The organism is Paenibacillus mendelii, from assembly GCF_024498075.1.
GTDB lineage: Bacteria > Bacillota > Bacilli > Paenibacillales > Paenibacillaceae > Paenibacillus_Z > Paenibacillus_Z mendelii.
Genome location: NZ_JANHOF010000010.1, coordinates 183,040 through 194,632 on the forward strand (window position 1 = coordinate 183,040; position 11,593 = coordinate 194,632).

An 11,593-nucleotide genomic window follows, 5' to 3' on the forward strand; every position below is an offset into this window, starting at 1 on the left:
AACATTATGTAATGAGTCTTTCGAACCATCGGAAGATATCTCCGATAATAGGGACGATACCGAAGCCGTGATTGCCAACCGCAACCGCGCCGAACGCTGTGTCGCCGATCGCGACTGCCCCCAAGGCCAACTCTCCGATACTGACAGCGCCGAGTGCGAGATCGCCAATCGCCACCGCACCGCAAGCGAGTCCGTTAGAAATCGCGACTGCGCCAAGTCCAAGCAGGCCGCCGAGCGCCACCGCACCGAAGGAGAACAGACCGACACTGACTGCACCCCCTGCAACAACGCCGATCGCAATATCGCCAAGCGCAATGAGGCCAAGTGCTACCTTTGGCTTGCCGGCCCCGCTTCCTTTCGTACGAATGCTAATAACCGGAAAACCCGCCGACGGCCATTGATAATCAATTCCGGCTCCGCCACTGATGCCATCCGTATATCTTCCAATGCGCCCTAAACGGCTCCAATCGAACATCTGTGAACCACCTTCCGTTCAACCATATTCTCCCATTATGAACGAAGCAGGACGGGGATGTATCAGTCTGAATAAGGAATTGTGGCTCCGTCTCTAGACGGAGATACCGAATGTATATTTTCGTCGTCTTGCCTATTAATAACAACCAATTGCAATAAACCAAAATAAATCACACAATCTTTACTTGTATTTTACACCTCATTTACATTAATCCCTTAGACTATGAATGTCTGAAGCGCTAATACCCAAGCGAAGCCAACCAATTCCACTTTTTCAAAGTTATCGATTTCGTTCACCTTGCTTTTATATTGTTGAGTTAGGAGATTGGCTATGAATCCAGAGGGACTGACCATTCGCGATGTTCGAAAGACGTTTGGAGCCTTTCAAGCATTGAGCGACATTCAAATTGACATTCCAAAAGGCAAATTCACTTGTTTACTTGGCCCGAGCGGTTGTGGCAAAACGACGCTTCTCCGCATCATTTCCGGCTTGGAACGGCCGGACAGCGGAACGGTGCTGCTCGGAGGCCGCGACATCACGCCGCTTCCTGCAGCCAAACGAAACTTCGGAATCGTATTTCAATCCTACGCGCTGTTCCCGAATATGACTGTTTCGGCCAATATCGCTTATGGGCTGAAAGGAAAGATACCGCGTCGAGACGTGGAAGCGAAGCTCGATGAAATGCTTCGGCTAATGGATCTGGAAGCGATCCGTGACCGTTATCCATCGCAAATCTCAGGCGGCCAGCAGCAGCGCGTCGCATTAGCCCGTGCCGTGGCGTTGTCGCCGGAGGTGCTGCTTCTGGACGAGCCTCTGTCCGCCCTGGATGCGAAGGTACGCGTCAAGCTGCGGGAAGAGCTTTGTCTGCTGCAGCAGCGCCTTGGGATCACGACAGTCATGGTCACTCATGATCAGGAGGAAGCGCTCACGATGGCGGATCGGATCATCGTCATGGATCACGGCCAGGTTGTCCAAATCGGAACGCCTCAGGAGGTCTATGACCGGCCGAACACGCCTTTCGTCGCTGACTTCATCGGGGCGATCAACTTCTTCCCCGTACAAGAAAAGAATAACCCGCTCTATGCCATGCGGCCGGAGCACATCATTATCGCACCTGACGGAGCAGAAGATGCAATGGACGACGGTTTCAGGTCTTTCCGTGCCGTCGTTCAGCACATTGAATTTCGCGGAGCCTTCTATCGAATCAGCCTGCTGCCGATTGACGAGAATGGCAGTGCAGCAGTTACAGCGGTGACGGTTGATGTGTCGGCACAAGTGGCCCAGCAGTATCGTCTAGAGCGCGATACCGTCATGACACTGCAGCTTCCTGCCGACCGTCTGCTGCAATATCCGCCTAAAGCAGTCGGGGCGTATGCTGAGGCTCGCCCATGACTAGAACCGACAGCTCAGCACGGATCGACTCACAGCCTCAGCTGCCGCCAGATAACCGGGGACCCGCACCCGGCAGCAGGATTCAGCGTACCTTTGAGCGATTCCGGCGCAGCTGGGGCACAGCCGAATGGATACAAGCTGCTGCCCTTCTGACCATGCTCCTGTTGCTCACGGTGCTGATCATTTTACCGCTCATTTCCATTTTCAAACAAGCCTTTCTGACTGTAGACGGCAGCTATGCAGGACTAGCATATTTTCAAACCTATCTGGAATCTCCGGCACTACTGCAGTCGCTGCAAAACACGGTTTTCGTCTCATTCATGACCACGATCATTGCCGTACCGCTGGCGTTTCTATTGGCTTACGTGCTGACCCGCACGGATATTCGCGGCAAATCCCTGTACAAAGCAGCAGCGCTGCTGCCGTTATTCGCGCCTACGATGATGCACGGCATCGGCTTGACGTATTTATTTGGCCATCAAGGGCTCATCTCCACGGGGTTCTTCGGCTGGCTGCCTTTTGAACTGCGCATTCCGCTGTATGGACCGGTCGGCATCATTATTTCGGAAGTCATCTACACGTTCCCGCAGGCGTTCCTCATCTTGACAGCGGCCTTGTCCATCAGTGACTACCGGCTGTATGAGGCTGCGGAGACACTTGGAGCAAACAAGCTGAAGAAGCTATTCACCGTAACATTGCCATCCGTCAAATATGCGCTTATGAGCGCCATAATTGTCTGCGCCACGCTAAGCTTTACCGATTTTGGCGCTCCGAAGGTGGTCGGCGGACAGTTCAACGTACTGGCCACAGATATTTTCAAGCAGGTCGTCGGCCAGCAAAATATGGCTTTGGGCGCTGTCGTCAGCATCGTGCTTACCCTCCCAGCCGTCCTTGCATTCGTTATCGACCGGATCGTCACACGCAGACAACAGGCTTACGTTACATCTAGATCGACGCCTTATGCCGTGAGGCCTCATCGGATGCGTAATGGCGTGGCGCATACGTACGCCGGATTGATTGCGCTGGCGATGCTCACCTTGCTCGCGGCGGTCGTCACCGCATCGCTTGTGAAAGTGTGGCCCTATCAGATGACGTTCTCTTGGGACAACTACAAATTTACCGATTCAGCCGCAGGGGGCTTCGCGCCATTCTGGAACAGCTTGCGCATGGCTGCGATAACCGCCGTCATAGGAACGTTCATCACCTTTTTATTCGCCTACCTGATTGAACATATACGCATCCTGCCGTTGGTACGGCAAGCCGGTTATTTTCTCTCCATCATGCCGCTTGCCTTGCCTGGTCTTGTCATCGGATTGGCCTATATTTTCTTCTTCAATGATCCCGGCAATCCGTTGAACGTCATTTATGGAACGATGAGTATTCTTGTGCTGGCGAATATCGCCCACTTTTACTCTGTGCCCTTCATGACTGCAACAACGTCGCTGAAAATGATGGACAAGGAATTCGAGAACGTATCCTTGTCGATGAATGTCTCTTGGCTTCGTTCATTCATGCGAATAACTTTGCCACTATCGCTGCCAGCCATTATGGAGATGGCCATCTATTTCTTCATTAATGCCATGGTTACGGTCTCTGCGGTTATCTTTCTCTACGGTGCGGACTTGAAGCTCGCCTCCGTCGCCATTGTCAGTATGGACGATGCCGGAGACACCGCTCAAGCGGCGGCCATGTCCGTCTTGATTATCTGTACAAACTTGATCGTCCGCCTGCTCTACGAAGCCTATTCCGCCCGTATTAGGCACAAGACGGTCGCTTGGCGCGAGCGCTAAACATGTCAGTTTTGCTCGATTTCGCTTCCCCGAAGCGATGAGCTCACAAAACGAAGCTTATGCTTTCGATGTCAGTTTTGCTCGATTTCGCTTCTCCAAAGTGATGAGCTCACAAAACTTTTAGGAGGAATTAAAAAATGATCAAAGCTGTGATCGTGGATTGGGCTGGAACGATGGTTGATTTCGGTAGTTTTGCACCGGTGGAGGCATTCCGCCGTTTATTCCTGGAGCGCGGCATCGATGTCCCGTTCTCCATTGTCCGTGGTCCAATGGGACGGATGAAGAAAGATCATCTCCGCGACATTTGCGCCGCACCGGAAGTCGCACATGCCTGGACGGCGAAATATGGCCGTCCGGTCGACGAAACCGATATCGACGAGATGTATGAGACGTTCGAACCGATGCTTATGTCCATCCTCCATGAATTCGCCCAGCCTGTTCCTGGGGCCATTGAACTTACGGAACGGCTTCGTGCTAGCGGAATCGCCATCGGATCCACAACAGGCTATACCCGCCCCATGATGAACATTATTAAACCCGAAGCGGCAAAACGCGGTTATACGCCCGATGTGGTTGTAACTCCGGATGAAGTACCCGGCGGCGGCCGGCCGTATCCTTGGATGGTTTATCGCGTCGCTGAACTGCTCGGTATTTATCCGATGCACGCTATTGTTAAATGCGGTGATACGGAAGCGGATATGTACGAAGGAAGACATGCCGGCGCATGGACCGTAGGTGTCGTGTTCGGCGGCAATGAGCCCGGCTTAAGCCTAGAGGAAACCGCTGCACTGTCGGCTGCAGAGCGTGAACGGCTATATGTCGAAGTGTCCACCCGTCTGACTGCAGCCGGAGCCCATTACATCATCCGGGAAATCGGGGAACTGGATCGTGTTATTACACACATTAACCATGCACTTAAGCGGGGTGAACAGCCATGATGAAGCCATTATCTCCCGGTCCACTGTCAGACGTGAAAACCAATATGCCGAATATGAATCCCTATCTGCTTCTAACGCCCGGCCCACTGAGCACGACCGCGACCGTAAAGGAAGCGATGCTGCGCGATTGGTGTACTTGGGATAGCGAATACAACCAGCTCATCCAATCGATCCGCGAACGGCTTGTCCGCTTAGCAGCGCCTTCCAATCCAGCTGAGTATACTGCTGTTCTCATGCAAGGAAGCGGCACATTCAGCGTAGAGGCCGCACTCGGAACCGCACTTCCTTGCAATGGCGGCAAGCTGGCTGTTCTCACGAATGGTGCATATGGAGACCGTATAGCCCAAATTGCAGACATTCTTGGCATCTCTTCCACCATTATCCCCTTCGGAGAGGTTGCGAGCGTGCAGCCAGAGAAGCTGGATTTGGCACTTGAAGCGGATCCCATGATTACCCATGTGGCCGTCGTTCATAGCGAGACGACGACAGGCATTCTCAATCCTCTTGCTGCTATCGCGGAGGTTGTCCGCCGTCACGAAAAAACGTTCATCGTCGATGCGATGAGCAGCTTCGGCGGCATCCCCTTCGACATCGCCGAGCTCGGAATCGACTTTTTGGTCAGCAGCAGCAATAAATGCATTCAAGGCGTGCCGGGCTTCGGCTTCGTCCTTGCACGCAGGCAAGTGATCGAATCATGCCGAGGCAATGCCCGCTCGTTATCGCTTGATCTGTACGATCAATGGAATACGATGGAGCGGATGCAGGGCAAATGGAGATATACGTCGCCTACTCACGTTGTCCGCGCCTTCGACCAAGCGCTAATTGAGCTTGAGCTGGAAGGCGGCATCGAAGCCCGCCATACCCGTTATACCGATAATCAACGGAAGCTCGTGGAGGGAATGGAAGCCGCGGGGTTTACGCCGCTGCTGCCACGCGAACTGCAATCGCCAATCATTACATCGTTCCGCTATCCGGAAGACGAGAGCTTCTCGTTCCAATCCTTCTATGAAGCGCTTAAACAAGAGGGGTTTGTCATCTACCCCGGTAAAGTGTCCTCCGCAGATACGTTCCGCATTGGCAGTATCGGTGAAATATACCCGGATGATATTCGGCGCTTAATCAAGGCTGTTACACAATATGAAGCGAAGCGTTCCGAGCCGTGACGGGATCACCGAGTAACGTAAAGTAATGACAATTCATTTTAGTTTTCATTCGAAGGGAGCTTCTCTCATGAACGTATTTTGTCTGGGCGGCGCAGGCCGCATCTGCCGTGAAGCGGTACTTGATCTGGTTCAGCATTCGGAATTCGAACAAATTACGATTGGCGATTATAACTTGGAAGAGGCTAACCGTGTTGCCGCAGAGCTAAACGACCCTCGCGTAGATGTTGTACAAGTCAATGTACGCGATCACGACGCTACGGTCCGTCAAATGCGCGGCTATGATATTGTCATGGACGGCACGACCATTACGCTGAATGGGTTGTCGACGGCATGCATCGCCGAGGCGGGATGCCATGGCATCAACTTAAACGGCTTCGGGGACGAAGACCGCAGTCACGAAGGCTTCGTACGACACGGCCGAACCTGCTTGCCGGGATTCGGAATGACACCAGGCGTTACCCAAATGATGGCCATGCATGCCGCCAATCAGCTAGACGAAGTTCATGATGTACGCGTCAGCCATGGGTCTTATCGCCCTGTTGCATTCTCGAAGTCGATCGCTGAAACGACAACATACGAATACGACCCGCAGCTTCCAGGGCGAGTTGTGTATGAGAACGGCGAATTTATTCAAGTACCGCCTTTTGCCCGTCCTCGTGAAATCAGGCTGCCGGAGCCATATGGCACAGCCGTTCAATACATCATTCCCCATGCCGAGACGCGCACCCTCGCCCGCGCCCTGCAAAACAAAGGTGTGCGATTGATCGAAGTACGGGGAACCTGGCCGCAGCAAAATATGCGCCTTGTCCGGGCTCTGTACGAATACGGGTTCATGCGGAATGACACGATTCGTATCGGCGACGCGGAAATTGGCATCATGGATGCAATCGGGAGCTATTTATGCGATGCGCCGGAGGGCAGCCAAACGGAATTATACGGCTATGCGCTTCACGTCGAAGTAACCGGTGTGAAGAACGGCATTCCAAGATGCCATACACTCACCCATACCCATCCGTTATCCGACGGCACCGTACCAGGCTGGGAGGCACTTCGGGCCTATACACGCAACGTCGGTATTCCGCTTGCCATCGCAACAGAGCTTATTGCGAAAGGTCAGACCCTTTGCACAGGCCGTCCTGGAATCGTAACGCCTGAGGAAGCATTCGAGCCTGCTGTTATTTTTAAACAGCTGCGCAAACGCGATATTCACATTCACGAAACGATTGGAAATTTATAAACAAACGACGTACAGATTATTATCGGGACTCACATGAACGATTACGCATAAAGGAGATTACGACGATGTCGCTTGCCGGGGAAGAACGAAAGCAAATCATATTGAACATGATTCAGCTCCAAGGAAAGGTCCGTTCGCCCGAGCTGGCTGCGAAGCTCGAGGTGTCATCTGAAACGATACGCCGCTATTTGGAGGAACTGGAGCTTGAGAATAAGCTGAAGAGAGTCTACGGGGGCGCGGTCAAAATCAACGTGGAGCGTGAAGAACCTGTCTACGTGCAGCGTGAAGTGCTCCAAGCTGCAGAGAAACGACAGATCGGCAACGCTGCAGCGGCTCTCGTGCAGGACAAAGAGGTCATCGTCCTTGATGACGGCACGACAACGCTGCAGATGATCGACATGCTGGCGTTAAAAAGCCAGTTAACCATATTAGTCACATCCGTCTATACATTGAATTTACTCATCGCCTACAAAAACCGCGGCGTGTTCGATGGTGAAATCGTCCTTCTCGGAGGGCGTGTCAACCCGAAGCATTACCGGACCTCCGGCTCACTGGCCATCCACTTCATGTCCTATTTCCATGTGGATAAAGCATTTATCGTGGCAGATGGGCTGCAAATCGATGGCGGCGTTACGAGCTATGAGGACGAGCGCGCTATGCTTTCCCGCGCATTCATGAAGCAGGCCAAGCAAACGATCGTGCTCGCAGACCACACGAAGATCGGCACGAATCATTACTGCCGGATCGCCGGTCTGGAGGAGGTCGACATTATTATTAGCAATGTTGCACCGCCAAAAGAATGGAAAGATAAGCTGGACGAGAAGGACATTCATTGGATTGTAGCAGAATAACACGATTTAATGGCATACCTTGTGACAATGCACCGGCACCACACACAAACCGCAGCCCACGCAGGTGGAATATTATCAGCCATTCCATTAAAGAGGACACAGACTACGCCGCGAATCAGCGTATTTATTGCCGACCATGGAGGGAATGCAGATAAAAACAACAAAACAAAAAACAAAACAAAATATTTACTTGTACTTTACCTTCATTTAAAGAACCAACTTTATAGTAAGAGGAGTAAGAATTGCAGAAAGAAAAGGAGCGAAATCAATGAAAAAACGTTGGTTATTCATCATGAGCGCACTCATTGTCTTGTCGGTTCTATCGGCATGCGGCAGCAAAAACAATACACCTGAAACAAATGCCGGAGGCAATAACACAGCTACCACCGCAGGCGGCGGCAGCGCAGAAGCCGGCGTCGACGCGGAAAGCAAGGAGCTGACCATCTATACCGCGCTTGAGGATGATCAAATCAATGAATATCTGAAGTCATGGAAGAGTAAATACCCGGACGTGAAGCTCAATATTGTTCGTGATTCAACCGGTATCGTCACAGCGAAGCTGCTTGCCGAGAAGGATAACCCGCAAGCCGACATCGTATGGGGAACCGCGGCAACGAGCCTGCTCGTACTTGACCGGAACGGTCTGATCGCTCCGTATTCCCCAAAGGGGATCGAGCGGATCGAGCCGAGCTTCAAGGATAGCGCGAATCCCGCGCACTGGGTCGGCATAGATGCATGGGAAACGGCCTTCACGGTCAATACCGTAGAACTCGAGAAGAAGGGAATTGCCATCCCGCAATCTTACGAGGACTTGATTAAACCCGAATATAAAGGGCTGATAACCATGCCGAACCCCGCTTCTTCCGGTACGGGCTTCCTGACGGTGTCCGGACTGGTTCAGCTCATGGGCGCTGACCAAGCTTGGGCCTATCTGGACAAGCTGCATGAGAACATCGGCTTGTATACCCACTCGGGCTCCAAACCCGCGAAGATGGCCGGCACGGGTGAATACCCGATTGGCATCTCGTTTGGCTACCGCAGCATAACCGAGAAGAAGAAAGGCTCTCCTGTGGAAACGGTATTTCCGGCAGAAGGATCCGGCTGGGACGTAGAAGCGAATGCGCTTGTGAACAAAGCGACAATCAAGCAAGTCGCGAAGGACTTCCTGGACTGGGCAATTTCAGATGAAGCTATGCAGGAGTACAACAAGAATTTTGCCATCGTTTCCGTGAAGAGCGATTCCGGCGCCATCCCTGAAGGATATTCAAAAAACCCGGTTGAGCAGTTGATCAAGTATGATCTGCAGCAAGCAGCTCAAGACCGCGACGCCATTCTCGGCGAGTGGACCAAACGGTATGACACCAAGAGCGAGCCAAAATCATAATGGAACACGAACTGGCCGGCGCGTGCAGCATCTACACGTGCCGGCCAGCTTCTGAATAACCGCATATATGGTAGCCACCGTTAGAATGTGATTTCAACTGCCACTTGGAAGGAATCTGCTAGTAACGCAAGATCGCATCGTCATCCCCGACTGGGCAGGAAGGCCTTAAACGCACTCCATCTTCCGTCAGTTGGGGGTTGGATGCAGCTGTATAACACATAATAAAGGACCTGCGATGGTTGTCGGACTCATTGGCAGATGAAGCATGCAATAGGTTGCTATGAAAGAATAACACCGATCCGGGCCGTAATTCGCAATAGATTCTTTCGAACATGGACTCGACCTGATTTAATCGCATCTGATCCGCACCGGTTTGCGTGCCCACTTTGCCGTGGTCCAGCCTGCCAAGCCTATGCGAGCCTCTCAGCACCTGCAAACAGCCGTTCTCGATCGTGGCGGCATCCAGAGCGACGAATGCGCTGATCATCGTCGGAAACATAAATCCTTGACCGTACCAATAGCCGTAGTCCTGATGCCATTCCCAGGCACCGCCGGACTTCGCTTCCTTGAGCATCACTTTCCCGTGAAAGAAGGAGGCGTCTTCCCCCAGCAGAATCCGGATTGGATTGACGACCTTGGGCGCGATGCTGGCGGCAGACCAGATATCGTCCCGCAAATCATGCCAGATGGCCAATTTCGAATTTCTGCCCGATGCGTCCGTGGGACCCCGCTGATGGGATTGCGTGACGCCCTCCCCCCGTTCGATCTCCTCAATCATTCTCTTGACTTCCTCTTGACTGAATAAATCCGGAAGAACAACGTAACCGTCGCGTTGATAGTCGAACATATGCTGATGCGTTAACAATAAACCCGCCTCCTTATTTTCGGTTTAGCTCTTTTGTTTGCTCTCTTTCATTTTACGAACCGGCAGGAAGAGAGTAAACCTCGAATACGGCTAAATACAATCACGATTCTGCTGACTTGAATAGCCCGCTCTTCCAGATTCAGTTTACCAGGCTGTAGTTGAACTAACCTTATAAATGTTCCGAAACGACAAAAACCGCCGGGAAGTGAAGAAACACTTCATCCGGGCGGTCTTCAAATAACAGTCATTCTTCCTAATTATACTTTCTCAAAAGTCATCGTAGATGCCGAGAACGTTTCCCGTTCCTCGAAAATGTCCTGTGGCAGCAATAGAGGAGATACCGAGAATCGCGGATGTGCGGCAACCCGTTCGCCAGCGCCGACGACGCTTACCTCGCCATCCATACTGCCGACGACGGCACCGTCTTCAATGACTGCCCCTTCACCGATAATGGCCCGGTTCAACTTCACGTTCTTGCCGATTCTCGCCCCCGGCATAACGATGCTCTCATAGATCTCGGAGCCCCTGCCTACCGTAACTCCCCCGAACAGCACGGAGCGTGCAAGATCTCCCTCTACAGGACAACCGGGGTGTACGTAGGAATCCTGAATATCCGCCCCCCGTGACACGAAGGAACGAAGCGTCTGCTTCCGCTCGCGCGTCATCACCGGCCACTCTTCCATGGCTTCTTGCATTTCGCCGTCTAGAAGATCCATATGCGCCTCCCAGAGACTATCGACCGTACCCACATCACGCCAGTAACCATCGAATGTATGGGCAACCAAGCTCTCCCCCTGCTGCAGCATACGCGGAATGATGTCTTTACCAAAATCCCGGCTGGAGGCTGGATCCTCATGATCTTCAATAAGCGCGGCCCGCAAATCCGCCCAACGGAACATGTAGATGCCCATGGAGGCCAGATTGCTCTGCGGCTTGGCCGGTTTCTCCACGAATTCGGTGATTCGGCCGGCCTGGTCCGTATTCATAATGCCGAAGCGGCTTGCTTCCTTCCACCGCACGCGCTTCACGGCGATCGTAGCTGCCGCGCCCGATTCAGCATGGGTTTTGGCGAGCTCTTTATAATCCATTTGATAGATATGATCCCCGGAGAGGATCAGCACATTCTCCGGAGCATGCTGGTCGATATAATCGATATTTTGATAAATAGCATCCGCCGTTCCGGCATAGCCCTCTCGCCCGATGCGGCTGGAGGGCAGCAGCGCAATGCTTGTCCGGTCCGCTGAACCCTTCCTGTGCCAAGGGGCGCCGTTCCCGATATGGGCATGCAGCGACTCTGCCTTGTACTGTGTAAGCAACCCGATTGTTCCAATGCCGGAATTGACGCAATTACTCAACGTATAGTCAACAATGCGACAGCGGCCACCGAAGGGAACCGCTGGTTTGGCAAGATGGGCGGTAAGCGGCGCCAGCCGCCGGCCTTCTCCTCCAGCAAGCAGCATAGCGATACATTCGTTTGATTTCATAACGTGTTCCTCCT

10 protein-coding genes are annotated in these 11,593 nt (G+C 52.7%); 7 read left to right on the forward strand and 3 right to left on the reverse strand.

Annotated elements, in window-relative coordinates; genetic code table 11:
* Window positions 1-4: 4 nt before the first annotated feature.
* Window positions 5-475 carry a hypothetical protein gene (locus tag NNL21_RS25175; protein WP_204820177.1) on the reverse strand — a complete coding sequence of 157 codons (471 nt, stop codon included), beginning with the start codon at window positions 473-475 and terminating at the stop codon, window positions 5-7.
* Window positions 476-805: 330 nt separating this feature from the next.
* Here NNL21_RS25175 and NNL21_RS25180 point away from each other — a divergent pair, with 330 nt between their 5' ends.
* The 7 genes from NNL21_RS25180 to NNL21_RS25210 all read left to right on the forward strand — a co-directional run bounded on the left by NNL21_RS25180 (window position 806) and on the right by NNL21_RS25210 (window position 9,230).
* Window positions 806-1,867 (forward strand): ATP-binding cassette domain-containing protein, encoded by a 1,062-nt coding sequence (locus NNL21_RS25180; protein WP_204820178.1) that lies wholly within the window; start codon window positions 806-808, stop codon window positions 1,865-1,867.
* Window positions 1,864-3,657 carry a putative 2-aminoethylphosphonate ABC transporter permease subunit gene (locus NNL21_RS25185; RefSeq protein ID WP_204820179.1) on the forward strand — a complete coding sequence of 598 codons (1,794 nt, stop codon included), beginning with the start codon at window positions 1,864-1,866 and terminating at the stop codon, window positions 3,655-3,657. Before NNL21_RS25180 ends, NNL21_RS25185 begins: the two co-directional genes overlap by 4 nt.
* 137 nt (window positions 3,658-3,794) lie before the next feature.
* Window positions 3,795-4,595, forward strand: a complete 801-nt coding sequence (gene phnX / locus NNL21_RS25190) for a phosphonoacetaldehyde hydrolase (protein ID WP_204820180.1) — start codon at window positions 3,795-3,797, stop codon at window positions 4,593-4,595.
* Window positions 4,592-5,758, forward strand: a complete 1,167-nt coding sequence (gene phnW / locus NNL21_RS25195) for a 2-aminoethylphosphonate--pyruvate transaminase (protein WP_204820181.1) — start codon at window positions 4,592-4,594, stop codon at window positions 5,756-5,758. The genes phnX and phnW overlap by 4 nt, the downstream gene beginning before the upstream one ends.
* Before the next feature lie 67 nt (window positions 5,759-5,825).
* Window positions 5,826-6,995, forward strand: coding sequence for a saccharopine dehydrogenase family protein (locus NNL21_RS25200; RefSeq protein ID WP_204820182.1), 1,170 nt, complete (start codon window positions 5,826-5,828; stop codon window positions 6,993-6,995).
* A gap of 65 nt (window positions 6,996-7,060) precedes the next feature.
* Window positions 7,061-7,846 carry a DeoR/GlpR family DNA-binding transcription regulator gene (locus NNL21_RS25205; RefSeq protein WP_204820183.1) on the forward strand — a complete coding sequence of 262 codons (786 nt, stop codon included), beginning with the start codon at window positions 7,061-7,063 and terminating at the stop codon, window positions 7,844-7,846.
* Window positions 7,847-8,114: 268 nt separating this feature from the next.
* Complete coding sequence (locus tag NNL21_RS25210; RefSeq protein ID WP_204820184.1) at window positions 8,115-9,230, forward strand: putative 2-aminoethylphosphonate ABC transporter substrate-binding protein; 1,116 nt, start codon at window positions 8,115-8,117, stop codon at window positions 9,228-9,230.
* A 118-nt stretch (window positions 9,231-9,348) separates the two neighbouring features.
* Here NNL21_RS25210 and NNL21_RS25215 read toward each other — a convergent pair whose 3' ends face one another.
* Both NNL21_RS25215 and NNL21_RS25220 read right to left on the reverse strand, forming a co-directional pair.
* Complete coding sequence (locus tag NNL21_RS25215) at window positions 9,349-10,095, reverse strand: phytanoyl-CoA dioxygenase family protein (RefSeq protein WP_204820185.1); 747 nt, start codon at window positions 10,093-10,095, stop codon at window positions 9,349-9,351.
* A 257-nt stretch (window positions 10,096-10,352) separates the two neighbouring features.
* Window positions 10,353-11,579, reverse strand: coding sequence for a glucose-1-phosphate adenylyltransferase (locus NNL21_RS25220; RefSeq protein WP_204820186.1), 1,227 nt, complete (start codon window positions 11,577-11,579; stop codon window positions 10,353-10,355).
* Between the last annotated feature and the right edge of the window lie 14 nt (window positions 11,580-11,593).

What these genes read in the sequence shown, in the direction of transcription:
- NNL21_RS25210 (WP_204820184.1), top strand. Translation starts at nt 8,115, where the DNA reads ATGAAAAAACGTTGGTTATTCATCATGAGCGCACTCATTGTCTTGTCG.
- NNL21_RS25180 (WP_204820178.1), top strand. Translation starts at nt 806, where the DNA reads ATGAATCCAGAGGGACTGACCATTCGCGATGTTCGAAAGACGTTTGGA.
- phnX (WP_204820180.1), top strand. Translation starts at nt 3,795, where the DNA reads ATGATCAAAGCTGTGATCGTGGATTGGGCTGGAACGATGGTTGATTTC.
- NNL21_RS25205 (WP_204820183.1), top strand. Translation starts at nt 7,061, where the DNA reads ATGTCGCTTGCCGGGGAAGAACGAAAGCAAATCATATTGAACATGATT.
- phnW (WP_204820181.1), top strand. Translation starts at nt 4,592, where the DNA reads ATGATGAAGCCATTATCTCCCGGTCCACTGTCAGACGTGAAAACCAAT.
- NNL21_RS25220 (WP_204820186.1), bottom strand. Translation starts at nt 11,579, where the DNA reads ATGAAATCAAACGAATGTATCGCTATGCTGCTTGCTGGAGGAGAAGGC.
- NNL21_RS25175 (WP_204820177.1), bottom strand. Translation starts at nt 475, where the DNA reads ATGTTCGATTGGAGCCGTTTAGGGCGCATTGGAAGATATACGGATGGC.
- NNL21_RS25200 (WP_204820182.1), top strand. Translation starts at nt 5,826, where the DNA reads ATGAACGTATTTTGTCTGGGCGGCGCAGGCCGCATCTGCCGTGAAGCG.
- NNL21_RS25185 (WP_204820179.1), top strand. Translation starts at nt 1,864, where the DNA reads ATGACTAGAACCGACAGCTCAGCACGGATCGACTCACAGCCTCAGCTG.